The sequence below is a fragment of the Bdellovibrio svalbardensis genome (assembly GCF_029531655.1).
Taxonomy (GTDB): domain Bacteria; phylum Bdellovibrionota; class Bdellovibrionia; order Bdellovibrionales; family Bdellovibrionaceae; genus Bdellovibrio; species Bdellovibrio svalbardensis.
In genome coordinates this window covers 207,649-230,233 of record NZ_JANRMI010000001.1, presented here as the reverse complement: position 1 = coordinate 230,233, position 22,585 = coordinate 207,649, and the positions used below count along the sequence as shown (strand labels likewise).

The following is a 22,585-nucleotide window of genomic DNA, read 5'->3' as shown; positions in this document are numbered from 1 at the left end:
CTTGAGCCTTTATATATTTTTGCAGAATCAGAGTGTGAAGGATTACTTCTTAGGAAGGCCTTCAGCAGCTTCGATTTTCGCTCTTGCATAAATCCACTCACGTTGCAATTCGTCCCAGTCTGTAGCTGCGATTGGTTCGTTTAGAACATTCTTCTCAGACTTAGCTAATTGCTCTTTAGTAGCTGCAAGATCGATTTCTTCCGGCAAGTTAGCAACATTTGCCAACACATTCACGCCTTCGGTACTTACTTGGCAATATCCCCAGCTGATAACTGCTTGGGATTGCTTTTCTTGACCTTTAAGCTTCCATCTCATCACGCCAATTCCTAGCGTAGTGATTAGAGGCGCGTGACCAGGAAGAATATTTAATTCCCCTTTGAAACCAGGCACAGTTACTTCTTCAACCTCTTGGTCGACAAGAAGGCGGCGCTCTGGAGTCACGATAGTCAGTTTAAACATACATCAACCTTTCGCAAAAGACTTCAGGACTATGCCTGAAGTTTTTTAGCTTTCTCGATAACGTCTTCGATAGTTCCAACAAGGTAGAATGCTTGCTCAGGAAGAGCGTCATGTTTACCTTCAAGAATCTCTTTGAAGCCTTTAACAGTGTCTTTGATATCCACGTATTTACCTGGAAGACCTGTGAACTGCTCAGCAACGAAGAACGGTTGAGACAAGAAACGTTGAATTTTACGAGAACGAGATACAACAAGTTTATCTGATTCAGACAACTCGTCCATACCAAGGATCGCGATGATATCTTGAAGTTCACGGTAACGTTGAAGCAAAGCTTGAACGTCACGAGCGCACTTATAGTGCTCTTCACCGATAACAGTTGGATCCAAAAGACGTGAAGTAGACGTCAATGGATGAACCGCAGGGAAGATCGCCATAGCTGCGATATCACGGTCTAGATTCGTAGTCGCATCCAAGTGAGTAAATGTTGTTGCAGGAGCTGGATCCGTGTAGTCATCGGCTGGTACGTATACCGCTTGAACTGAAGTGATCGAACCTTTTTTAGTTGAAGTAATACGCTCTTGAAGGGCACCCATCTCAGTTGCCAAAGTTGGTTGGTAACCAACGGCAGAAGGGATACGACCCAACAACGCAGAAACTTCGGCACCAGCTTGTGTAAAGCGGAAGATGTTATCTACGAAGAAAAGAACGTCTTGGTTTTCAACGTCACGGAAGTATTCAGCAACAGTCAAACCAGTCAATGCAACACGCGCACGTGCTCCAGGAGGTTCATTCATTTGACCGAATACAAGTGAAGTCTTGGCCAATACGCCAGACTGTTTCATCTCTTGCCACAAGTCATTACCTTCACGAGTACGCTCTCCAACGCCTGCGAACACAGAGAAACCACCATGCTCAGTAGCAATGTTGCGGATCAATTCTTGGATAAGAACTGTTTTACCAACGCCCGCACCACCGAACAAACCGATCTTTCCACCTTTTGCGTATGGAGCAAGAAGGTCGACGACTTTGATACCAGTCATCAACATTGCTGCAGATGTCGCTTGCTCTTCGAACTTAGGAGCAGCTCTATGGATACCCCAGTGTTCTTTTGCATTTACTGGACCTTGTTCGTCGATTGGTTCACCAACTACGTTGATGATTCGACCCAAAGATTCACGGCCAACTGGTGCAGTGATTTGAGTTCCCAATGCCTTAACTTTTTCACCACGAACCAAACCTTCAGTTTGGTCCATAGAGATTGCTCTAACAACACCGTCACCCAAATGTTGGGCAACTTCTAGAACAAGGTTATACTCAGTTTCAGAGATAAATTTATTTGTAACACGAAGAGCAGAATTGATTGCAGGAAGTTCTCCGCCTTCAAATTCAACGTCCACTACGGGACCCAATACCTGTTTTACTTTACCGAATGCCATTATTCAGCTCCCTATTTAAGCGCTTCCGCGCCCGATACGATTTCAGTCAATTCTGTAGTAATTTTTTCTTGTCTCAATTTGTTGTATGTCAGAGTGAGTTTATTGATCATCTCTTTCGCATTATTCGTCGCTGACTCCATCGCGCTCATACGAGCACCATGTTCGCCGGCAACCGATTCAGACATACATCTGTAAACTTGAAGATCGAAATGCTTCTCAAGAAGTTCTTTGATAATAGCTTCAGGAGCAGGTTCGAAAATCATGTCGACAGCAAAATCAGTCGCAGTCTCGTTTTCAACGTTGAAAGTCGTCAAGCCAAGATCAATTGGCAAGATTGTTTCAGCGACGACAATTTGAGAAATCGCAGATTTGAATTCATTGTGGATAATACGAACTTCATCGTAGCTACCCTCAAGGTAATCGTTCATCACGCGATTTGCGACTTTAGAAGCCAACTCGTAAGAGATGTCTTTATCTAGCTTCGTGATGTAATCAATCGGCTTGATATCTCTTCTGATAAAGTAGTCATGGCCACGACGACCGATGAATAAGAAATCAATTTTTTCGAGTTTCTCTTTGTTTTCTTTATAATAAGCTTCAGTAAATTTGTTGATATTGCTGTTGAAAGCGCCGCATAGACCACGATCAGAGGTGATAACAACAAGCAAAACATTCTTTACTTGTTCTTTCTTCTCCATCAACGGATGCGAAACTTTATTAGTCACAGCGATATCCGCAATCACCTTTCGCAAAGTCAGAGCATAAGGACGCATGTTAACGATGTTATTCTGCGCCTTTCTCAACTTTGCAGCAGACACGAGCTTCATAGCTTTCGTGATCTGCTGGGTGTTTTTTGTGGACTCAATTCGAGCCCGGATATCCTTCAAGCTTGCCATTTAAGCACCAAATTACTTGTTAGAAGGTTGGAAGATAGCTTTGAACTCGTTAAGAGCTGCCAACAACGCTTTTTTAGTATCGTCGCCGATCGCCTTCTTCTCAGAAATCGTTTTGATAATGTCAGAGTGCTTGTTTTTCAGGAACTCTACCATTTCAACTTCGTATCTCTTAGCATCTGATTCAGGATAGCTATCGATGAATGCGTTAGAAGCTGCGAAGATCATTACGATTTGCTCTTCAACTTTTACTGGTTGGTATTGTGGTTGTTTCAAAACTTCCACAAGACGACGACCACGAGCCAACTGTTGTTGAGTCGCTTTATCCAAGTCAGAAGCGAACGCAGCGAATGCTTCCATCGCACGGAATTGAGCAAGTTCAAGTTTCATAGAACCCGCAACTTGTTTCATCGCTTTAATCTGAGCAGCACCACCCACGCGAGATACAGATTTACCCACAGAGATAGCCGGACGGATACCTTTGTAGAACAAGTCTGATTCAAGGAAGATCTGACCATCAGTGATAGAGATAACGTTTGTAGGGATGTAAGCAGAGATGTCTCCCGCTTGTGTCTCGATGATTGGCAACGCAGTCAATGAACCGCCGCCTTTATCTGCAGACAATTTAGAAGCACGCTCAAGAAGACGACTATGGCAATAGAACACGTCTCCTGGGTAAGCTTCACGTCCTGGAGGACGACGAAGAAGAAGAGACAATTGACGGTAAGCTTGAGCTTGTTTCGTCAAGTCATCGTAAACGATCAAAGCATGTCTGCCAGTATCACGGAAGTATTCCGCCATTGCTGTACCAGAGTATGCAGCAAGGTATTGAAGTGGAGCCGAGTCAGATGCATTGGCTGCGATGATAGTCGTGTACTCAAGAGCACCCGCTGCACGCAATTTTTCTACAACAAGAGCAACAGTCGATTGTTTTTGACCGATAGCTACGTAGAAGCACTGAACGTTTTGACCTTTTTGGTTGATGATAGTGTCAACCGCGATAGTCGTTTTACCAGTTTGACGGTCACCGATGATCAACTCACGTTGACCACGTCCGATTGGTACAAGAGCGTCGATAGCTTTGATACCAGTTTGAAGTGGCTCTTCAACTGGATGACGGTAAACGATACCAGGGGCTTTAGTTTCAACGATACGGCTGTGAGGAGTATTGATAGGGCCACGACCGTCGATTGGGTTTCCTAGAGCGTCAACAACGCGACCTAGAAGCGCTTCACCAACTGGGACAGAAACGATTTTCTTAGTTCTTTTAACAGTGTCGCCTTCTTTAATGTGGCGATCTTCACCGAAAAGTACGGCGCCTACGTGACCTTCTTCAAGGTTCAACACCATTCCGTAGATTTCGCCTGGGAACTCAACAAGTTCACCAGCCATTGCGTTTTCAAGACCATAAATGCGGGCAACCCCGTCACCTACTGAAAGAACGCTACCTGTTTCACTAACTTCAATCTTCTTATTGTATTGATTGATTTGCTCTTTGAGAACGCGACTGATCTCGTCGGCACGGATTGTAGTTTCCATTTTTAGTTGGCTCTCCTGTTTAATTCTTCATTCAATTTCGTTAAGTGAGTTTCGATGCTGTCGTCGAAAGTCCATCCGCCTACTTGAGCAACTGCGCCACCCAAAAGCTTAGGATCTTGTTGGTAAGTCAAAACGATCTTTTTATTAAGGATCTTGCTTACTTTCGACTCGAGTTCTTTTTGTGCTTCAGCTGACAATGGTTGAGCTGAGCGTACAGTTCCGCGAGTTACACCTTCTTCGATATCCAAGAAACCTTGGAACGCAAGAGCAACTTCTGGAAGGAATTGGATTCTGTTCTTCTTAGCCATCAACATCAGTGTGTTGAAAACTTCTTCAGAAAGACCTTTTCCTTGGAATGCATTTGTGATCGCCGTTACTTTTTCAGTAGAGCTGATCATTGGATTTTCAAAGTATGCAGAAATAGCCGCGTCTTTATTAAAAGAATCCGCAACCGTTTGCAATTCAGCGAATGCTTTCGCATGCATGCCTTTTTGCTTTGCTACAGCAAGAAGGGCTTTCGCATATCTTTTAGATACTTCATTTACTTTCATCGAACGACCTCGATGTTGTTGATAAATTCTTTTTGAAGCTTCTGCTGATCAGAAGCACCGATGTCTTTAGTTAAAACGATACGAGCCGCTTCGACTGAGTCATTCATAAGTTGAAGACGTAGATCTTTTTGTGCACGTTGCACTTCAAGTTTTGCAGTCAATTCCGCTTCGTCACGAATGCGCTTTGCTACAAGTTCAGCTTCTTCAATGATTTGTTTTTTCAAATCATCAGCGTGAGCCTTTGCTTTGCCTAGCTCTTCCTGGCGAGTGTTATCCAAGTTAGCCAATTTGTTTTTGATATCTACGAATTCTTTTTCTGCCTGCTCACGTGCGAAAGCAGATTTTTGAGCTGCCTCAAGGTAAGCTGTTTTTCTTCCTGCAAAGAATGAAACAATTCCATCTTTCGTGAAGTAGATAAGTCCACCCACCAGGATAGCAACGTTGATTGCTTGGTAGATAACGGCTTTAGGAATTTCAATAGCATGATGATCGCCACCGTGCTCAGCTCCAGCAGCTAGTGCCAGCGCTGGTGCAAGAAGAATGAGAAGATTTACGAATGCTTTCATTTTATAGACTCTCTTATTTGCCAAGCAATTTAGATGTGATTGCCAATGCGACAGCTTGAGTTTGTGATTTCAACTCCTGTGCGGCAGTTTGAACTGCTGCAGAAACTTTCTTTCTGTTTTCAGAAATATTTTTCTCTGCTTCTGCACGAGTTGTTGAAACAACAATTTCATACTTTTTATTCGCTTCTGATTTTGAAGCATCAATAATAGTCTTGATCTCAAGATTCAACTCACGAGCTTTTGCTTCGTATTGAGTATGAAGTTCGATCGACTTTGCTTGGTATTCCAAGGCGAGGTCTTCGCCACCCTTAGTTTTTCTTTCTCTTTCTTCAAGAGCATGGGCATAAGGTGTGAAAACAACCTTATTTAAAAATAACAAAGCAATCGCGAAAAGAACGAACTGGATGCCGGCGGTTGAATTGATACCTAATTGTCCAAATATGTCCATTTGATTGAAATCCCTACTGTTTTTTAGTCATTCGGAGTTAGCATTTCAGCCTTGATAAGGTCAAGGTCAATTCTTAAATCTGTTTTAAACGCGTAACAGTTGTTAGGTGATGCCTAAGACTTAGGCATATAAGACGCACCCTCAAAGACCACGCCTTCGTCAATTCGAAGGCTTGGAGAGGTCACCGTGCCTTTAAATATAGCCGGCGGGTGCATAATAACTCTGCGGCGGGCAAAGAGATTTCCCTCAACCCGGCCACTTATAATAATAGTATCAGCTTCAATTTGGGCCGCCACGGAGGCGCCCTCATTGATAATGATGGTATCTTTAGTAAAGATTTCCCCTTGAAATTCACCGCCGATTTGGACGGTGCCCTCAAAGCTGAGCTTTCCTTCGAAATGTGTCCCCTGGTCAAGGATCGCTGTCACATGGCCAGAAAGTACATCTTCTTGAAAAGCTTCGGGAGTTACGATTGCCATCCTTCTTTCAGCCTATCTACCATATTGGTCAGTTCGTCGTCAGAATAGAAATGAATGCTGATCTTACCTTTTGAATTGGAATAATCAATACTCACTTTCGTACCCAGCATTTTTTGAAGCTCGTCGCTCAATCCAGCAATGAGTCTTTGCGTCACATTTGAATCAAAAGAAACAGGGGCTTCTTCCTCTTCTTTACCCTTCACGATGGCTTGAACCATTTTTTCAAGCTTACGGACCGCAATTTTTTCTTTAACGACCTTCTTAGCCATTTCGGTTTGTTTTTTTACATCCGGCAAAGACAAAAGGACTTTAGCATGCCCCACAGAAAGCTCATTGCCTGAGATCATTTCTTTTACTTCAGTTGGCAAAGAAAGAAGACGAACAGCATTGGCAACAGTGGCACGATCGCGCCCCACTTTTTCAGCAACTTGCTGTTGAGACAATTTGAACTCCGTGATTAAGCGAGAATATCCCTCCGCCTCTTCGATCGCATTCAAATCTTCACGCTGAATATTCTCAACAATGGCCAACTCAAGAGCCTGTTTATCATCGAAATTCTTAAGGATAACTGGAACTTCATGGAGGCCCGCAATTTGTGAAGCTCTCCAGCGACGCTCGCCCGCTACGATTTCCAATTTTCCAGATACTGTTCTACGCGCCACGATGGGCTGCAAGATTCCGTTCTCTTTAATAGATTGGGCTAACTCTTGAAGTGGTTCTTTTTCAAACGTACTGCGCGGCTGATACTTACCTGGAGAAAGCTTATCAATCGCAACTTTCCAAATTTTGCTCTCAGGGTCTACGGGAGGAGCAACGGGTTGAGAGTTCGTATTTTGAATAGTTGGAGCAGCTACTGATGCTGCAGCAACAGAAGTTGCTTGAGTAGTAGCGACCGCAGGCGCAGAAGAAGTAGGCTTTGCAACAGGAATTTCTGTGCGTGTATTCTCGCCCAGCAATGCGCCAAAGCCTTTACCTAGGCCTTTTTTCTTATTGTTTGAGGATTCGACAGCGATATCAGACATTTACTTCCCCTTGGTAAGCATTTTGTTCAGCTGCTGGAGCGATTTCTGCGGATGGTTTTACCTCAGTGCGGGCAACAACCTCGCGAGCAAGCTCTAGATAGCGGATAGCACCAACGGATTTGCTGTCGTATTCAAGGATGGATTGACCGTGGCTTGGTGCTTCGCTCAGACGAACATTTCTTGGAATGATGGCGTTGAAAACTTTCTCGCCAAAATGATTTTTAATTTCGGTAACAACTTGATGGCTTAAGTTATTACGCATATCGAACATCGTTAAAACGATGCCTTCAATATGCAATTGAGGATTCAAATTCTTTTTGATTAATCCCGCTGTATTTAACAACTGGCTCAATCCCTCAAGCGCATAGTATTCACATTGAAGAGGGACAAGGAAGCTATCCGCCGCATTCAATGCATTTAAAGTGAGTAGTCCCAAAGATGGTGGGCAATCAATCAACACATAGTCATATTGATCAGCCACTGAAGCGATCGCTTGTTTTAAGCGATACTCACGCTGCGGCATATCAACAAGCTCAATCTCTGCACCCACTAGGTCAGGATTAGCCGTGGATATCTTCAAGTTTGGATTTGAAGTATTTTGAGTAGCCTCAGTTAAAGTTTTTTCGCCGATGAGTACGTGGTAGGAGTTTGCATCCTGACTCTCGAAGCGTTTGATGCCTAGTCCACTTGATGCATTCCCTTGTGGATCCATATCCACCAAGAGTACTCGCTTGCCAAGTGTCGCCAGCGCTGAGGATAGATTAACAGACGTCGTTGTCTTGCCTACTCCACCCTTTTGATTCGCTATGCAGATTGTTTTTGCCATGATTCCTCCTTGATGTAGAAAAAATCCTCCTTTTCCTAAAATCATGCAAGAATAAAGACTAGTTTTTCGCACCTCACCTTAGGTTTTTCTGCATTTTTTCCGATGTTCCACGTGGAACAACTCTATTTATGAGAATTATCACCGCAATACTTATTCTTTTTACGCTTGTCGCGTGTAATAAGCCGGATCCAAACCCCGAGCTAAAGGATCCGATTTATTCTGACCTTCAAACACAACTTGGTGCCACGACTGCCGCTGTTGAAGCTGAGAAAAAGAAGCTTGAAGGTTTTGAAAATGATCTCAAGGGAACAATACCTCAAACAGGCCAGATTAAGTTCGCTCAGAAAAGAGTATTTGAATCCCAAGCTCTAATTAACAAGCTAGAACAAGAAAAGAACTATTTAACGCTGAAAATTGAGCAAAGAAGAAAGGCAGCGGTCATTTCTTACAGAAAAGCCTTCGACAAGAAAGAAGAATGGCCCGATCCGAAAGAGTTTGCTTCTTATCAGGCCGAACAAAAGCTAAGAAAAGCCAAACGCTCGTGGGACGTTAAGGATCGCATGAAAGAAGCTGGTATTTCATTTGGAGAAAGTGGAAAACCTGCAGGCGAAGGACACGGAGAAGGAAAAGGCGAAGAAAAGGCAGAGAAAGCCGAACATTAAAGGAATGTTCCACGTGGAACATTCCAAAATCACCAAAAGCTATCGGACTTTTTCGGTTTTAACGATACCAAACTTCACGGCACCCACTGGAAGCTTATATTCACCCACAAGTGACGGCGAAAAGATTGCACAGAGTTGACTTGGAATTTCTCCCACCTCAATACCCCACTCTTCGGCTTTCAGATGATAGAGAGCCCCGCCTTTAACCATATACTTCCGTGCACTTAAAATCGTGCGAGAAATATTTCCGAATCCCCTAGTGACAGCATATTGAATTGAATTATCGGGCAAAGTATCGACGTTCTTGTTCTCGACAGTCACATTCTTTAAACCAAGCACGTTCGCGAGATGTTTTAGAAACTCACACTTCTTTTGATCCACCTCAACAAGCACAACTTGAGTTGAAGGCTTAAGAAGGGCCATCACAACCCCAGGGAAGCCATTTCCACTACCAAGGTCGTAGATTTTATCAATATTGGGGTTAGACAGAATAATAGTCTTACAAGCAATGATGGAGTCTGCAAAATGGATCGCATCAGCAACAAAGACCGTCTTTGGCGAAATAAGATTCAATGTACGATTAAACTTTATCAACTCTTCGTGATACGTCTTTAGTCGAGTTTTTATTTCTGGACTTAGATCAGGGAACCACTCATCCACGCGCCAGTATATCGTCGGCGCCTGCTGTTCGTTGTTGTCCATCTACACTGATCTCCTTGAGCTTCTTATGACCTTTTAGATGAATCATTATAGCCTGAATGGCAGATGGATTAACACCACTTATCCTTTGAGCTTGACCTAAGGTACGGGGCTTGACGCGTTGCAACTTATCCTTCTCTTCATTAGAAAGACCACGGATTTCCGCATAAGAAAGTGCCTCAGGAAGGACCAATTCCTCGAGCCTTTTAGACTGCTCAATTAGGTCCATTTGCCTTTTAATATAACCAGAGTACTTCACTTCAATTTCAACCGGTTCTGTTACATTTGGATCAGGATCTACCGTAAAATTAAATATCTCTAAATGAGAACTCGAAATCTCAGGACGGCGCAGCAACTCTTCGAAAGACAAGGACTTTGTCATTTCTGCAGAAGGAATTTTAGCCAACAACTCTTGCACATCTTTGGTCGGATAAATCTTCGTAGAACGCATTTTCTCATGCAGATCCTGTCTACGGCTTCTAAGCGAAGATAGAATGTCCAAAGACTCAGTAGAAACAATACCAATACGAGCTGCAATATCAGCTAATCTATCGATAGTATTATCTTCTCTTAAAACTAAACGATGTTCAGCACGTGAAGTGAACATACGGTAAGGTTCACGAGTTCCTTTAGTGACCAGATCGTCAATTAACACACCCATATAGGCTTCATCGCGACCAAGAATAAATTCTTCTCGCCCGAGGATGCTGTGGGCCGCATTGATTCCAGCAATCAAACCCTGTCCAGCAGCTTCCTCGTAACCAGAAGTTCCGTTGATTTGCCCCGCCAGGAATAATTGACGAATTGTCCTTGTTTCCAGGCGATGCCAGATTTGAGTGGGTTCAATATAGTCGTACTCTACGGCATAGCCATAGCGAACAACTTTAACGTTTTCCAAGCCAGGAATAGTTTTAAGGAACTGATCCTGAGTTTCTTCCGGCAAGGATGTAGAGATACCTTGAAGATAAATTAAATCTGTATTCAAGCCCTCTGGTTCTAAGAATGTCTGATGACTCACGCGATCCGCGAAACGAGTCACTTTATCTTCAATCGAAGGACAATAGCGAGGACCAACACCCTCAATAATCCCACAATACATAGGTGATTTATCGAGGTTTCCACGAATAATATCGTGAGTAAGTTCTGTCGTTCGAGTGAGATAACAAAGAATCTGCGGAAGTTTCAATTGAGTCGATGAGCGATAGCTAAAAGGATAAACCTTTTCATCACCACCCTGAGGAATAGTCTTCGACCAATCGATGCTATCTTTATGAAGACGCGCAGGAGTTCCCGTTTTCAAACGTTTAACTTCAAAGCCGAATTGAGCCAACTGATCTGATAAACCAATAGAAGGCTTATCGCCCACACGGCCACCCGCTTCTTGGCGAAGACCAATATGCATCACCCCGTTCATGAAAGTCCCAGTCGTAATGATCGTCGCTTTCGCGAAAATCTCAGAACCGTCCTGCAGAACCACACCCACGCACAAATCATTTTCCAAGATAAGGCGTTTCACCTCACCCTGAAGAACGGAAAGATTTGGCTGATTGTAAAGAGCGTCTTTTTGAAATTGAGAATAAAGGTGTTTATCGTTTTGAACTCGAGTTCCGCGAACTGCAGGACCCTTGGAGGAATTCAAACGCTTGTATTGAATAGTCGTTTCATCGGCCGCAATACCCATCTGCCCACCAAGGACATCCAGTTCACGAACCATATGACCTTTTGCAAGACCACCGATGGAAGGGTTGCAACTCATGTAACCGATGCGATCCGTATTGGTCGTAATCATCAAAGTTTGAACACCCAAACGAGCCGCGGATAAGCAAGCCTCGATACCAGCATGTCCGGCGCCAACTACGATCACATCAAATTTTTTATTAGTCATAAATTACTTCCCGATACAAAACTCTTTAAAAACTCGATCCATGATTTGATCATCGAATCGCTTTCCTAAAGTTTCGTGAATCGCGATGAGGGACTCTTTCAACTCAAGAGCCAAAAATTCAGCACCCATCCCTTGATCCACCAAAGCTTGCGACCTCTGAGTATTTTCAAGTGCTCTTGTGAGATTTTCGTAGTGACGAGCATTGGAAATCAAAACTGTGTTTTCCACCTGCAAATCAGCGAATTCCTTCACTAGCTCATTCAACACATCAGAACGCACCTTTTTATCAAGAGCGCTGACAAAGAACACCCTTCTTGTGAAGAAGGCCTGGGGATCTTGGATCTTTTGGAAAAATTTACTGTTTTTAAGGGCTTTTTCGACAGTTTCTAAGGGCTTAGAGCCCCCAATTCGGTCGTTTTTATTAGCTAAAATGAAGGTCTTTTGAGGGTCCAAAGACTCCAAAATCTGGATTTCTTCAGGGCCCATGCCCTTCTCGATATCAAAGACAAAGAAAACCACATCGGATTCATTCTGAGCTTCATAGCTTTTCTGAATGCCTATGCGCTCAACCAAATCCGTCGCTTCATCGCGAAGTCCCGCCGTATCCACGAAAGTAAACTTCACACCCTGGAATGAAGTATCCCCATGGATCACATCGCGAGTGGTTCCAGGAATATCTGTCACGATCGCTCTTTCATCTTCCAAAAAAGTGTTCAGAAGACTGGATTTACCCACATTCGGAAGACCCGTTAAAACGATTCTAAAACCATCTTTAAGAAGACGGCCCACCTTAAAGGTAGCGACCAATTCTTTAAGACTAGCTTCAATTTTTCGAAGACGAACTTGCACAACATCATCTTCCACCACAGTGATTCCCTCGGTAGAGAAATCAATACTGGCTTCTGCATGGGCAAGAATCCAGGTCATATCGTCTTCAATTTCTTCAAGCTTATGAGAAAGCTGACCTTTAAGCTGGCGCAGGGCCAGCTTCGCAGCTTGCTGACTTTGCGACTCAATCAGAGAAAGAACACTTTCTGCCTGAACGAGATCAAGTTTTCCATTCATGAATGCACGATAGGTAAACTCACCGCGATCAGCCGGGCGAGCACCTAATTGAACGAGTTGCCCCAAGATAGTCTGACAAATGAGTGGACTTCCATGACAGGAAATCTCAATCACTTCTTCGCCGGTAAATGATTTACCTTGCTTGAAGTAAGTTACCAGAACCTCGTCAATCACATCTTGTCTACCCTCCAGATTCCCTGGGGTATTTGTGCTTTGGGCATATGTTAAATTCCCAAAATAAACTCGATGAGATTCAGGATGTGCAGGTAAGAAGGCACAAATCTTTGAAACGATAGAAAGAGTCAGAGGGCCACTAACTCTGATCACAGAAATTCCGCCCACTCCGTGTGGAGTGGAGACCGCACAGACGGTATCTTTGTCTCGATCTCCTCGGAATGTCATAGTGCCCTCTTACTTAATTTAGATTACTCGTGGTGAGCGTCTTCAGTGCCACCAGCAGAATTATTTCCACCTTTAGCAGGATAAATTTTAATTTTCTTATAAAGACCGTCACCTAGTGAACGGCTTTTGATACGAGGATCTTTAGCCAGGTATTGATGAACAACTTTGCGATCTTTTGGAGGCAAAGCTCTGTAATAAACAGACTTACCTTGTTCAATACAGATCGCTTTCAAATTCTCTGCACGTTCGATCAATGCATTCGCAGATTCATCACGGTATCCACCACAATCAACAGTGATGTTTGTTTTATCTTCAGGGAAATTGTGTTGAACAACGCGTTTCAAGAACAACTGGAAAGCATCAAGCATTTGACCTTTTTTATCTTTCAACATCTCTTCGTCGCCGCCAGAGAATTGAATAGCCAAAATTGCGCCGCCGTCTTCTTCTTTCTCGGAAGTGATTTCAAAAGAAAGGTCAAACTGAGCCTTTTCGATGATCCCCTCAAGAGTCGTTTGAACAAGTGATTCTACTTCGCTGTTAGCACTTTTGTTTTTTCCACCAAAAAGCTTACTGAAAAAACCCACTGAAACCCCCTACATATAATAAATAAAAGTTTAAATTCACCGTGGTTTTCAACCACTCAGGCCAACTTACGCTGGCCTCGTTATTACGCCTTAACGGCTTTAGTTACTGGCTTAACATCTCTCATAATAAAGTACTGTTGAATGATACCGAACAAAGTGCTCACAACCATGTAAAGTGTAAGACCCGCTGGCAATTGCAACATGAACACAGAGAACACAAGCGGCAAGAACAACATGATTTTAGCTTGTGTAGGATCCATTGTTGATGGAGTGATTTTTTGTTGAATAAACATAAACACGGCCATCAAAACTGGAAGCACATAGAACGGATCATGAGCGCTGAGATCGTGAATCCAAAGAATAAATGGCGAATTGTATAACTCAACACTACTTCCGATTACGCGATACAAAGCAAAGAATACCGGAATTTGAATCAACATCGGAAGACAGCCACCAACAGGATTCGCACCATGTTGCTTCATTACAGCCATCATTTCTGTATTCAAGCGCATAGCATCGTCTTTATACTTCTCACGAAGAGCTGCAATGACAGGCTGAACCTTTTGCATAGCTTTCATAGACTTCGCCGACATCAAGTTGAATGGCAAAACACAAAGACGAACCAAAAGCGTCAGCATAATGATCGCAAAACCCCAGTTTCCCACGAAACCATGGAAAGCCTTCATCACGTACAACAACGGACGTGAAATCATACCAAAGAAACCGAAATCAATAACCCCTGCAAGTTCTGGATCCACTGACTTAAGAACATCGATAGATTTAGGACCCGCATAAAAGATCTGGCTGAAAGTCATCTCAGGAGCTATTTGCACAGGTTTATAGGTAACTTCTGCAAGAGCACTTTTATTAGTTACATCAGCAACCAAGTTAACTTCCGGAGTGATTTGTGATTTATCCAAAACAACAGCCGTGAAATACTGAGAACCTACAGAAACAAGCGGAGAATTTTCAAAACCTTTTTTGAAGTTTTCTTTAGCACCACTAAAATTTACCGTTTCGTTTTTACCATTGTGCCCGACAAAGAAATCCTGGTGTGAATATGAAGGGAACAAGAAAGAAGAAGATTTCGCCTCATGGATATGTTCTGGAATCAATAAAGAGAAGCCATTCTTAATAGAATCAGTCGCTTTAGAGATTGAAATCGTGTTTTTAAATGAAGAGCTCGCAGCATCAAACTGCAATTCTCTTTTTACGGTCATTTCTCCAACTTGCGCGATACCGACATAGTGACCTGGAGCTTGCTCCGTCACATTGAACTCAAGCGGCTTATCTGTTCCAGTCAACTTCATAGAAAACAAAGCAACCTGATCAGAAACACCAAGTTTAATTTTATTTTTCTCTTTGTCTTCGTAATTGTTAACGGTGAAATCTTTAAGACCCATACCGAAATTAGTCAGGGTGAAGGCCACTTTATCATTCGAGAAAGTAAATTTTTGTTCTGGAATAACGACAGGTGCAGAAACAGTGCCGGATTTGGATTCAACAGGATTTATTGTAGCTGCTGCGGAAGTTGCGGAAGGTGTTGCTGCCGTCGTTTGAGCGACTTCAGTCTTAGGCTTATTATAGTTAGGATATTTCTTACCAAGATACGTCTGCCATCCGAAATAAACTAATGCGACGGCGGCGATAGCGATAAGTGTTTTTGGATCAAAAAAAGATTTATCGTTCTGTTGTTGCGGCTGCATGAAGCTTCCCTCCCGGGAGTGGAACCGGATCGTAACCATAAGGTCCACCCGGTCTACATTTACAAACTCTTTTACCAATTAACCAAAGAGCTTTATGTGTCTTATGTGTTTGAATTGCCTCAAGGGCATATGCTGAACAACTTGGTTCGAAGCGACAGGCACCACCAAGATGAGTGGTTCCGATAGATCTATAGGCAGCGACGAAAAACCAAAGGAAAGCCTTAAAGGTTTTTTCGTACAACTTGTATACCACGTTCCAAAGCTTGAACAAATTCCCCGTGTGGGAGGCCTTTGTAGAAGTTTTCTTCCATGGGTCTAAAGATAAGATTGATGTCGGCTTCAAGTGGGTTCCCAGCTTTAAGCGACTCTCTGAAATATTCGCGGCTCCAACGTTTCAATTTATTGCGAACAACAGCAGAGCCGACTTTACGACTTGCCGTTACCCCAAAACGCAACTGACCTACTGAGTTCTTCTGAAAATTCAGAAGCAACCATTTCGTAGGCCAGTGTCTTTTCCCAGATTGTTTGAGAGCGAGAAATTCAGAACTGCGCTTAATAATTAGTGGAGAACTATTTTCCACCAGTAGAAACCGTCAAACGTTTTCTACCTTTTGCGCGACGGCGGTTAAGAACATCTTGACCAGCTTTTGTAGCCATTCTTGCACGGAAACCGTGAGTAGTTTTGCGACGTTTGTTTGATGGTTGGTATGTACGTTTCATGTTCTCTCTCTCCTGATACTTTTTACGACGATTAACGTCAGTTACGCCGTCCAACTGAAGCCAAAAAAACTGACTGCTTCAACGGCGACTAAATGTGCTTCCCACAAAGTTGCTTCCAACTAGATACGTGGGGCACTAATTAATCACAATGCAGCATCAAGGTCAACTGTTGAAAACTTCAGCTCCCCTTGTTAAGAGGTGCCCTAGGCCTAAGCTCACACTCCGAAGGAGTCGGAGTCTAAGCCAGTTCGAGGGGACGTGAGCGTGGAGTTAAACTCTTCTTTCTGGAATTTGATTAAAACGAAAATGAAGAGCCGTAACGATAACAATAAGTTATTGGATACTTGGCTTGATCCGATTGAGTATATCAGCACCGCGGGTACTCAGGAGCGTCCCAAATTGATACTCGGGGTACCCAATGCCCTACATCAATACTTTGTTATTGAGAACCTGCAAGACAAGATTTATGCAGAGATTTCAGATACTTACAATAGGCCATTTGAAGTTGAATTCAGTATTACTGGAAGCAAAGTGAATGCTCATATCGAAACGGCTGGGAGCTCTCTTGAGGAGGCCCTTGGTGGATCTGAAGTCCTCCAGGCTCAACTTGGGCGTAGTCAGGGTACTCAGACTACTCAACATAGGTCTAGTTCTGAAGGCTCTTTAAATAGTGATCTTACTTTTTCGACCTTTGTCGTGGGTAAGAACTCAGAGTTTGCCCATGCGGCCTGCTATAACGTAGCTAGGAACCCCGGAGCTGACGATTACAATCCCCTCTATATATATGGACCGGTTGGAATGGGTAAAACCCATCTTTTGCACGCGACTGGAAACCATATTCGCGATCAATTTCAACACCTTAGGATCACTTACATCTCTGCAGAACGCTTTATGAACGAGTGTATTTCGGCAATTCGCCGTCACGAGATGGATAAGTTTAGACAAAAATACCGAGAGAATTCAGATATTTTGCTCGTCGATGACGTTCAATTTATTGCCCGAGGGGAAGCCGTCCAAGAGGAATTTTTTCATACTGTGAATAGTTTTATCGATAGCCGCAAGCAGGTTATCCTGGCTAGCGACCGCATGCCTAAGGATATTCATGGCCTTGAAGACCGCAGTCGTACCCGCCTTGAACGCGGTTTGATTGTGGATATTACAATGCCGGATCTGGAAACCCGTATCGCCATTCTTCGCTATAAGGCAGAGAAATATAATGTTCGTATGCCTGAAGACGTAGCGACCTATATCGCAAGGATCTCCAAACGCTCAATTAGAGAGCTAGAGGGCAACCTTAAAAAAGTTAAGATGTTCTCTGAGCTTCAAGGTTTACCGATTGATGGTGAGCTCGTAAAACGCATTCTTTCGCATCATGAAACTCAATCCACTATTTCAGTGGAAGAGATTCAAAAATTGGTCGCAGATCACTTTAAAGTGCGAGTTTTAGACCTAAAAGCATCAACTAGAGCGAAGCCAATTGTCGTTCCACGTCAAATTGCCATGCATTTAATTAAGAAGTTTTTGGATAAATCTCTAGTAGATATCGGCAAAGCTTTTGGCGGAAAAGATCACACAACTGTGATGAATGCTCTGGAACGGGTCAAGAATCTACAGGCTACGGATCAAGATATCGCGAAGGATATCGAAGACTTGGAACAGAGAATCCACAATATCACAGGGGTGTGAATGTGGACTGTGGATAGAGGTGTGGAAGTCTCTGGGGTTAAAAATGTGGATCCGAGTTACCCCCAAAAACAGAGCTTTTAAGGCAAAGTTGTACAGGGTCTTTATCCACAAGTGTTTTTTAGTGTTTACACGTACTTAGGGGATTTGTTAGGTTTTCCACGCCCCTACTACTACTACTAGTTATTTATATTATAAGTAATAGATAATAAGAGAGCGTTTTTAAGAGGACTTTATGAAAATTGAAATTGATAAGAGAGATCTGTTAAGCCTTATCGGAAAAACTCAAAACATTGTTGAGAAGCGCAACACCATGCCGATTCTCATCAACGTACTTCTTGAGGCAGATCAAAACTTGTTGAAAGTCTTCGCTACAGATTTGGAAGTAAGTCTTACTGACCAAATCAAAGCTCAAGTACATCAACCAGGAAAAGTAGCAGTCTCGGCAAAAAGCCTTTTCGAAATTGCCAAAGAGCTTTCTGAGGGTCCAATCACTTTGATCAAAAAAGAAAATAATTGGTTGGAAATCAAACAAGGCAAGTACACTTCAAAAATTGTTGGTATTTCAGCTGAGGAATATCCGATCTTCCCAACATTCAATTCCCAGGCATTTATTAAAATTGATGCCCAAGTTTTGAAAGAGATGATCGATAAAACTATTTACTCTGTATCGAATGATGAAACTAGATACCACTTGAACGGTGTCTTCTTTGAATTAAATCCACAAACAGGTTTTAAGATGGTTGCTACAGACGGCCATCGTATGAGCTTGGTAAGTAAAGCTTCATCAGAAATTAAAGTTACTACAACCCAAGGTGTAATCATTCCTCGCAAAGGTCTTCATGAGATTAAAAAAATCTTGGAAGGTATCGATGGCCAGGTAGAAATTGCAGTTGAAGGATCTCAATTCGTACTAAAACATTCATCGACAATTTTGATGATTCGTTTGATTGAGGGAAAGTACCCGAATTATCAACAGTTTATTCCACAGAAACTTCCGCAAAAAGTTATGATCAACAAAGAAGCTTTCTTAACTTCTTTAAAACGTGTGTCTTTGCTGGCGAACCAAAAGTCAAAAGCAGTCCACTTGAATCTAACTAACGGCCGTATGGAAATTTCTTCTAACAATCCAGAGTTGGGTGATGCGAAAGAAGAAATTGAAGTTGAGTATTCAGGTAATGAAATCAAAATTGGTTTCAATGCAAAGTACATCACGGATATTCTAACTAGCATCAACAACGAAAAAGTTGATTTTGAGTTAAATGATCATCTATCACCAGGCTTAGTAAGACCTCACAATGACCAGTCTTACACTTGCGTGATCATGCCTATGAGAATCTGATGATTTTTGAAAGACTACGTCTTGTTAATTTTCGGAATTACCGAGACGTAGTGCTCTCTTTCTCTCCTCGAGTGAATGTATTTCTGGGAGAGAACGGCCAAGGAAAAACAAATCTTCTTGAAGCCATGTATATGATCTCTCAAGGAGACTCATTCCGCTACTCTGACAATTCCACATTGATAAATTCAAATAATCAGGAAGCACTTATCCAGGCGTTGATTAGTCAAAACGACCTTCACTACAAATTAAAAATGGGCTTAAGCAAAAGTCGCAAAGTTCTGACCTTGAATGAAAAGCGTGTGAACTCATCAGACATTCGAAAAATATTTGCTAGTGTAGTGTTTAGTCCTGAAAGTCTGGCTTCCATAAAAGAAGGCGCTGATCATCGCCGCGAACTCGTGGATGAACTTTTAGTTACTTTTGACCGAAAAAATATGAATTTAATTTCCGATTATCGAAAAGCACTCAAAACGCGCAACAAGATCCTTAAAAACTTTTTGGAGGGTTTGCAGGATAAAATGGTCACGGAGAACCTTTTGGAGTCTCTAAGCCCCAGTTTTGTGCGTTTGGCGACCGATTTAACCTATGCCCGCGTCTCTGCTTTGCAAGGATTGGCCAAAGAGTTCAATAATGCCATGCAGTACATTTCCAGCAACTCTGCTGTGGATATCTCCGTGGAATATGTGGTTTCCGATCAAAATGCGCTGAAATTCACAAGAGAAGAAATCCAAAATGCACTAGAAAAACGTCTGCGCGAACTTCATGATGCAGAGCTCTCAAGTGGAACAAGTTTGGTGGGTCCTCACAAGCATGACATCGTCTTCCTATATGGTGGAAAAGACTCAAGATTTTTTTGTAGCCAGGGGCAGCAGAGAGCGATCATATTGTCTTTCAAAATGGCCCAAATTGTGTATCATAGGAAGGCTCACGGAACCTATCCTGTGCTGATGTTAGATGACGTACTTTCCGAGCTCGATAAAGCCAAAAGAGAAGCGTTGATTACGTTCTTACACGAGATCAATACGCAGATTTTTGTAACGACCACGGATTTCACTTTACCTGATAGTTTCAGCCTCGATCAGCTTTCCGTCGTGCGAATCAAGGATGGTCTTATCCTTGATTAACGCTACTTTAATTTTTCGATGAAATTTTTCATCGTGAATTTTTTGAAGTAAGCAGATTTTCAGTGAGGGGTACAGAGTGTCCGAAGAACAAACATCATATTCCGCCGATTCGATTCAGGTCCTAGAAGGACTTGAGGCAGTTCGTAAACGTCCCGGTATGTATATCGGTGATACAGTTTTCAAAGGTTATCATCACCTTGTGTATGAAATTGTGGATAACTCGGTAGACGAACATCTTGCGGGTTATTGCAAAACTATCAAAGTCACAATCAACGCTGACGAATCTGTAACGGTTGAAGATGATGGTCGTGGTATTCCTGTTGCGACTCAAAAACAAACTGGAAAATCTGCTCTTGAATTGGTTATGACTGTGCTTCATGCCGGTGGTAAATTCGATGGCGGTGGTTATAAAGTTTCTGGCGGTTTACATGGTGTGGGTGCTTCTGTTGTGAACGCCCTTTCAACTCGCGTTGCTGTTGAAGTTCAACGCGAAGGTCACTTTTGGAGACAAAACTACGAGCGTGGAAAAATCATGGCTCCGGTTGAAAAAGGTGAAGCGACTACCAAGACCGGAACAAAAACTACGTTCAAACCAGATCGTGAAATTTTCAAAGATGAAACAATCATCTACGACTTCGCTACCCTGGCAAATCGTTTCCGTGAATTGGCATTCTTGAATGCGGGACTTCACATCGCCTTGATGGATGAGCGCACAGGAAAAAAACAAGATTTCCAGTATGCATTGGGTGTTGCTGAATTCGTCAAATACATGAATCAGTCCAAAAAAGCTCTTCACAATGAAGTGGTCTACTTCAAAGGTGAAAAGGACAATGTAGAAATTGAAATTGCTATGCAGTGGAACGATTCTTATTCAGAATCTATTTTCACTTACGCGAATAATATTAATACCCATGAAGGTGGTACTCACCTTGTTGGTTTCCGTGCCGCTTTGACACGTACAACCAACGCCTATGCAACAGAAAAAAATCTTTTGAAAGATTTGAAAACAAACCTTGAGGGTGAAGATATCCGTGAAGGTTTGGCAGCAGTTATTTCAGTTAAAGTTACTGAACCACAATTCGAAGGTCAGACAAAAACCAAACTCGGTAATGCTGAAGTTAAAGGTATTGTTGAGTCATTGGTAAACGAAAAATTGGCTGACTGGATGGATCGCAATCCTTCGGTTGCAAAAAATATTATCATGAAGTGCGTAGAATCAGCGCGTGCTCGTGAGGCCGCTCGTAAAGCTCGTGATTTGACTCGTCGTAAGACAGCGTTGGATGGCGGATCTTTGCCAGGAAAAATGGCGGACTGCCAAGAACGTGACCCCGCACTTTGCGAATTGTACCTGGTGGAAGGGGACTCTGCCGGCGGATCTGCGAAGCAAGGTCGTGACCGTCGTACTCAAGCGATCTTGCCTTTGAAAGGTAAAATCCTAAACGTAGAAAAAGCGCGTTTTGATAAAATTATTTCTTCTGAAGAGATCAAAGTTATTATCTCTGCATTAGGAACTGGTATCGGAAAAGACAACGTGAACGTTGATAAAATCCGTTATCATAAAATCATCATCATGACGGATGCCGACGTTGACGGTTCGCACATCATGACTCTTCTTTTGACGTTCTTCTATCGTCAAATGCCGTTGGTACTTGAGCGCGGTTATGTGTATATCGCTCAACCACCTTTGTACCGCGCGAAAAAAGGTAAAGAAGAAACTTATTTGAAAAATGAAGCCGCTTTGACTGAGTATCTTTTGAGCTCTGGTTTGAATAACTTCAAAATCAAAGGCAAAGAAAACTTACCTGAAAGCGAGCTTCGCCAGTTGATCTTGAACATTCAACGTTTTAACGATCTTCTTCGTGTTTCTTCTAAAAAATACGACAAAGACGTTCTGTATTTCTTGTTGAGTAAAATTCCTGACTTCGAAAAAACTTTGGCTGATGACAAGAAAATGACTGAGATCTTAAAAGATCTTGGTGCATGGATTAACTCTGATCCAAAACTTGGAATCACTGAATACAAAGGCGAAGTAAAACAAGATCCGGAAACTGGCAAATCATTCAGTGAAATCTACACGGTTCGCTATGCAGATCGCATGACGACGAAGTTTGGTCTTGATAACTTGCGTTCTTCAGAAATCATCGAGCTTCGTAAAATCTGGGCTGAGATTCAAAGTATCAGCACTTTGCCAATCACGATTCTTCAAGGTGAAACTGAATTCCAGTTTGAAAACTATAACGAGTTCGCGGCGCATATTATGGAATCAACTAAAAAAGGAATCTATATCCAGCGCTATAAAGGATTAGGAGAGATGAATCCTGAGCAGTTGTGGGAAACTACGCTGAACAAGGAAAACAGAACTCTTTTAAGAGTGAGTATCGAAGACGCAGTGGCGGCTGATGAGACTTTCTCAATCCTTATGGGTGAAATGGTAGAGCCTCGTCGTCAATTTATTCACGACAACGCCCTCCTCGCTCGCAGCTTAGACGTTTAA

23 protein-coding genes are annotated in these 22,585 nt (G+C 42.7%); 5 read left to right on the top strand and 18 right to left on the bottom strand.

Annotation, left to right across the window (positions count from 1 at the left end; all coding sequences use genetic code 11):
• Window positions 1-42: 42 nt before the first annotated feature.
• The 10 genes from atpC to NWE73_RS01100 all read right to left on the bottom strand — a co-directional run bounded on the left by atpC (window position 43) and on the right by NWE73_RS01100 (window position 8,219).
• The gene (atpC, locus tag NWE73_RS01145) at window positions 43-459 is read right to left on the bottom strand and encodes an ATP synthase F1 subunit epsilon (protein ID WP_277576429.1); all 417 of its coding nucleotides are present in this window, start codon (window positions 457-459) and stop codon (window positions 43-45) included.
• 29 nt (window positions 460-488) lie between these two features.
• Window positions 489-1,895, bottom strand: a complete 1,407-nt coding sequence (atpD, locus tag NWE73_RS01140) for a F0F1 ATP synthase subunit beta (protein WP_277576428.1) — start codon at window positions 1,893-1,895, stop codon at window positions 489-491.
• 11 nt (window positions 1,896-1,906) lie between these two features.
• On the bottom strand, window positions 1,907-2,791 hold the full coding sequence (gene atpG, locus NWE73_RS01135; protein ID WP_277576427.1) for an ATP synthase F1 subunit gamma: 885 nt from the start codon (window positions 2,789-2,791) through the stop codon (window positions 1,907-1,909).
• Between the two features lie 12 nt (window positions 2,792-2,803).
• Window positions 2,804-4,327, bottom strand: coding sequence for a F0F1 ATP synthase subunit alpha (atpA, locus tag NWE73_RS01130; protein WP_277576426.1), 1,524 nt, complete (start codon window positions 4,325-4,327; stop codon window positions 2,804-2,806).
• 2 nt (window positions 4,328-4,329) lie between these two features.
• Window positions 4,330-4,878: an ATP synthase F1 subunit delta gene (gene atpH, locus NWE73_RS01125; protein ID WP_277576425.1), complete on the bottom strand. Its 549-nt coding sequence runs from the start codon at window positions 4,876-4,878 to the stop codon at window positions 4,330-4,332.
• Entirely contained in the window at window positions 4,875-5,444 is a 570-nt protein-coding gene (locus tag NWE73_RS01120; RefSeq protein WP_277576424.1) for an ATP synthase F0 subunit B, read from the bottom strand. The genes atpH and NWE73_RS01120 overlap by 4 nt, the downstream gene beginning before the upstream one ends.
• 13 nt (window positions 5,445-5,457) lie before the next feature.
• Window positions 5,458-5,892: an ATP synthase F0 subunit B gene (locus NWE73_RS01115; RefSeq protein WP_277576423.1), complete on the bottom strand. Its 435-nt coding sequence runs from the start codon at window positions 5,890-5,892 to the stop codon at window positions 5,458-5,460.
• Window positions 5,893-6,005: 113 nt separating this feature from the next.
• Complete coding sequence (locus NWE73_RS01110; protein WP_277576422.1) at window positions 6,006-6,371, bottom strand: bactofilin family protein; 366 nt, start codon at window positions 6,369-6,371, stop codon at window positions 6,006-6,008.
• A complete protein-coding gene (locus tag NWE73_RS01105) occupies window positions 6,359-7,393 on the bottom strand; it encodes a ParB/RepB/Spo0J family partition protein (RefSeq protein ID WP_277576421.1) in 1,035 nt (344 codons plus the stop codon). The genes NWE73_RS01110 and NWE73_RS01105 overlap by 13 nt, the downstream gene beginning before the upstream one ends.
• The gene (locus tag NWE73_RS01100) at window positions 7,386-8,219 is read right to left on the bottom strand and encodes a ParA family protein (RefSeq protein WP_277576420.1); all 834 of its coding nucleotides are present in this window, start codon (window positions 8,217-8,219) and stop codon (window positions 7,386-7,388) included. The genes NWE73_RS01105 and NWE73_RS01100 overlap by 8 nt, the downstream gene beginning before the upstream one ends.
• Window positions 8,220-8,347: 128 nt before the next feature.
• Between NWE73_RS01100 and NWE73_RS01095 the strand changes: the two genes are divergently transcribed.
• Window positions 8,348-8,881: a hypothetical protein gene (locus tag NWE73_RS01095; protein ID WP_277576419.1), complete on the top strand. Its 534-nt coding sequence runs from the start codon at window positions 8,348-8,350 to the stop codon at window positions 8,879-8,881.
• 39 nt (window positions 8,882-8,920) lie between these two features.
• Here the strand turns inward: NWE73_RS01095 and rsmG are convergent, their stop codons facing one another.
• The 8 genes from rsmG to rpmH all read right to left on the bottom strand — a co-directional run bounded on the left by rsmG (window position 8,921) and on the right by rpmH (window position 15,942).
• Entirely contained in the window at window positions 8,921-9,583 is a 663-nt protein-coding gene (rsmG, locus tag NWE73_RS01090; protein ID WP_277576418.1) for a 16S rRNA (guanine(527)-N(7))-methyltransferase RsmG, read from the bottom strand.
• Window positions 9,534-11,465 carry a tRNA uridine-5-carboxymethylaminomethyl(34) synthesis enzyme MnmG gene (mnmG, locus tag NWE73_RS01085; protein ID WP_277576417.1) on the bottom strand — a complete coding sequence of 644 codons (1,932 nt, stop codon included), beginning with the start codon at window positions 11,463-11,465 and terminating at the stop codon, window positions 9,534-9,536. The genes rsmG and mnmG overlap by 50 nt, the downstream gene beginning before the upstream one ends.
• Before the next feature lie 3 nt (window positions 11,466-11,468).
• Window positions 11,469-12,932, bottom strand: coding sequence for a tRNA uridine-5-carboxymethylaminomethyl(34) synthesis GTPase MnmE (gene mnmE, locus NWE73_RS01080; RefSeq protein WP_277576416.1), 1,464 nt, complete (start codon window positions 12,930-12,932; stop codon window positions 11,469-11,471).
• A gap of 23 nt (window positions 12,933-12,955) precedes the next feature.
• The gene (locus NWE73_RS01075) at window positions 12,956-13,516 is read right to left on the bottom strand and encodes a Jag family protein (protein ID WP_277576415.1); all 561 of its coding nucleotides are present in this window, start codon (window positions 13,514-13,516) and stop codon (window positions 12,956-12,958) included.
• An 83-nt stretch (window positions 13,517-13,599) separates the two neighbouring features.
• A complete protein-coding gene (yidC, locus tag NWE73_RS01070) occupies window positions 13,600-15,222 on the bottom strand; it encodes a membrane protein insertase YidC (protein ID WP_277576414.1) in 1,623 nt (540 codons plus the stop codon).
• Window positions 15,197-15,475 carry a membrane protein insertion efficiency factor YidD gene (yidD, locus tag NWE73_RS18095; protein ID WP_407652923.1) on the bottom strand — a complete coding sequence of 93 codons (279 nt, stop codon included), beginning with the start codon at window positions 15,473-15,475 and terminating at the stop codon, window positions 15,197-15,199. Before yidD ends, yidC begins: the two co-directional genes overlap by 26 nt.
• Complete coding sequence (gene rnpA / locus NWE73_RS01065; protein WP_277576413.1) at window positions 15,444-15,803, bottom strand: ribonuclease P protein component; 360 nt, start codon at window positions 15,801-15,803, stop codon at window positions 15,444-15,446. The genes yidD and rnpA overlap by 32 nt, the downstream gene beginning before the upstream one ends.
• Window positions 15,793-15,942, bottom strand: a complete 150-nt coding sequence (gene rpmH, locus NWE73_RS01060) for a 50S ribosomal protein L34 (RefSeq protein ID WP_080602459.1) — start codon at window positions 15,940-15,942, stop codon at window positions 15,793-15,795. Before rpmH ends, rnpA begins: the two co-directional genes overlap by 11 nt.
• 264 nt (window positions 15,943-16,206) lie before the next feature.
• On the opposite strand from rpmH, the gene dnaA reads away from it, so the two are divergent.
• The 4 genes from dnaA to gyrB all read left to right on the top strand — a co-directional run bounded on the left by dnaA (window position 16,207) and on the right by gyrB (window position 22,585).
• Window positions 16,207-17,628, top strand: coding sequence for a chromosomal replication initiator protein DnaA (gene dnaA, locus NWE73_RS01055; protein WP_277576412.1), 1,422 nt, complete (start codon window positions 16,207-16,209; stop codon window positions 17,626-17,628).
• Window positions 17,629-17,860: 232 nt separating this feature from the next.
• On the top strand, window positions 17,861-18,967 hold the full coding sequence (gene dnaN / locus NWE73_RS01050; RefSeq protein ID WP_277576411.1) for a DNA polymerase III subunit beta: 1,107 nt from the start codon (window positions 17,861-17,863) through the stop codon (window positions 18,965-18,967).
• Window positions 18,967-20,091 carry a DNA replication/repair protein RecF gene (gene recF / locus NWE73_RS01045; RefSeq protein WP_277576410.1) on the top strand — a complete coding sequence of 375 codons (1,125 nt, stop codon included), beginning with the start codon at window positions 18,967-18,969 and terminating at the stop codon, window positions 20,089-20,091. Before dnaN ends, recF begins: the two co-directional genes overlap by 1 nt.
• Before the next feature lie 76 nt (window positions 20,092-20,167).
• Window positions 20,168-22,585: a DNA topoisomerase (ATP-hydrolyzing) subunit B gene (gyrB, locus tag NWE73_RS01040; protein ID WP_277576409.1), complete on the top strand. Its 2,418-nt coding sequence runs from the start codon at window positions 20,168-20,170 to the stop codon at window positions 22,583-22,585.

Coding starts and splice junctions, on each gene's coding strand:
- atpC (WP_277576429.1), bottom strand. CDS start 459: ATGTTTAAACTGACTATCGTGACTCCAGAGCGCCGCCTTCTTGTCGAC.
- atpD (WP_277576428.1), bottom strand. CDS start 1,895: ATGGCATTCGGTAAAGTAAAACAGGTATTGGGTCCCGTAGTGGACGTT.
- atpG (WP_277576427.1), bottom strand. CDS start 2,791: ATGGCAAGCTTGAAGGATATCCGGGCTCGAATTGAGTCCACAAAAAAC.
- atpA (WP_277576426.1), bottom strand. CDS start 4,327: ATGGAAACTACAATCCGTGCCGACGAGATCAGTCGCGTTCTCAAAGAG.
- atpH (WP_277576425.1), bottom strand. CDS start 4,878: ATGAAAGTAAATGAAGTATCTAAAAGATATGCGAAAGCCCTTCTTGCT.
- NWE73_RS01120 (WP_277576424.1), bottom strand. CDS start 5,444: ATGAAAGCATTCGTAAATCTTCTCATTCTTCTTGCACCAGCGCTGGCA.
- NWE73_RS01115 (WP_277576423.1), bottom strand. CDS start 5,892: ATGGACATATTTGGACAATTAGGTATCAATTCAACCGCCGGCATCCAG.
- NWE73_RS01110 (WP_277576422.1), bottom strand. CDS start 6,371: ATGGCAATCGTAACTCCCGAAGCTTTTCAAGAAGATGTACTTTCTGGC.
- NWE73_RS01105 (WP_277576421.1), bottom strand. CDS start 7,393: ATGTCTGATATCGCTGTCGAATCCTCAAACAATAAGAAAAAAGGCCTA.
- NWE73_RS01100 (WP_277576420.1), bottom strand. CDS start 8,219: ATGGCAAAAACAATCTGCATAGCGAATCAAAAGGGTGGAGTAGGCAAG.
- NWE73_RS01095 (WP_277576419.1), top strand. CDS start 8,348: ATGAGAATTATCACCGCAATACTTATTCTTTTTACGCTTGTCGCGTGT.
- rsmG (WP_277576418.1), bottom strand. CDS start 9,583: ATGGACAACAACGAACAGCAGGCGCCGACGATATACTGGCGCGTGGAT.
- mnmG (WP_277576417.1), bottom strand. CDS start 11,465: ATGACTAATAAAAAATTTGATGTGATCGTAGTTGGCGCCGGACATGCT.
- mnmE (WP_277576416.1), bottom strand. CDS start 12,932: ATGACATTCCGAGGAGATCGAGACAAAGATACCGTCTGTGCGGTCTCC.
- yidC (WP_277576414.1), bottom strand. CDS start 15,222: ATGCAGCCGCAACAACAGAACGATAAATCTTTTTTTGATCCAAAAACA.
- rpmH (WP_080602459.1), bottom strand. CDS start 15,942: ATGAAACGTACATACCAACCATCAAACAAACGTCGCAAAACTACTCAC.
- dnaN (WP_277576411.1), top strand. CDS start 17,861: ATGAAAATTGAAATTGATAAGAGAGATCTGTTAAGCCTTATCGGAAAA.
- recF (WP_277576410.1), top strand. CDS start 18,967: ATGATTTTTGAAAGACTACGTCTTGTTAATTTTCGGAATTACCGAGAC.